Below are 681 nucleotides of genomic sequence, written 5' to 3'. Positions count from 1 at the left end.
AATCCGATGGCCCGACCGCCGCGAGCAGATTGTTTTTCAGATCGCCGAAAGTGTCGCTGTAACCCAGCCCGCCGGTGCCGCGAAAGGCAATGCCGAGGCCGATCAATTTGCCAGCGGCGTCGTACTTGCCGAGCACTTCCGCCTCGGCGCTGGTGAAGCCATCCTGTTCCCCGAAGAACGTGCCTTGCACGCCGACCTTGCCCTGATAGCCCAGCGCCGTCGCCGTGACCGGTGCCCACGCGGTGGCCGGCAATGGTTTGCCGGTGGGCGTGTAGGCATACAGCGTCAGCGCGATGGCATCGCTGTAAAGGCCCTTGCCGTCGGCATTTTTGTAATCGAACAATCCCATGTGCAGCGCTCCTTTTGTAAAAAAACCGGCAGCCCATGAAGTGCTGCCGGTTACGCCTCAGAACTGCCAGTCGAGGGTCAGACCGACGCCGTGATCTTTCTCGTTCGAGCCGATCAGGCCGTTGTAGTCGAGGTTGACCCGCACGTCGCGATTGAGCGCCAGCCCGGCGCGCACGCCGACCACGGCAGCGTCACGATCCATCGACACGCTCTGCACGGTGAAGGCGCTGTTGCCGTTGGCGAAGGCCAGATGGCTGTCGGCATCGACGCTGCTCAGGTTGTGCTGCCAGCCGAGGCTGGCGCCCAGTTCCAGCTGATGCTTGTCCGACACGG

1 protein-coding gene and 1 pseudogene are annotated in these 681 nt (G+C 63.0%); both read right to left on the bottom strand.

Annotated elements, in window-relative coordinates:
* Positions 1 to 349: pseudogene (locus OQK_RS01260) on the bottom strand (polyurethanase); the annotation flags it as partial.
* Between the two features lie 57 nt (positions 350 to 406).
* A partial coding sequence (locus OQK_RS01255; protein WP_038860323.1) for an autotransporter domain-containing protein occupies positions 407 to 681 on the bottom strand: 275 nt, incomplete at its 5' end.

This window comes from Pseudomonas sp. R62 (assembly GCF_000257605.1).
Taxonomy (GTDB): Bacteria; Pseudomonadota; Gammaproteobacteria; order Pseudomonadales; family Pseudomonadaceae; genus Aquipseudomonas; species Aquipseudomonas atacamensis.
The sequence above is the reverse complement of the archived record's forward strand: the minus strand, read 5'-3'. Positions and strand labels throughout refer to the sequence as shown.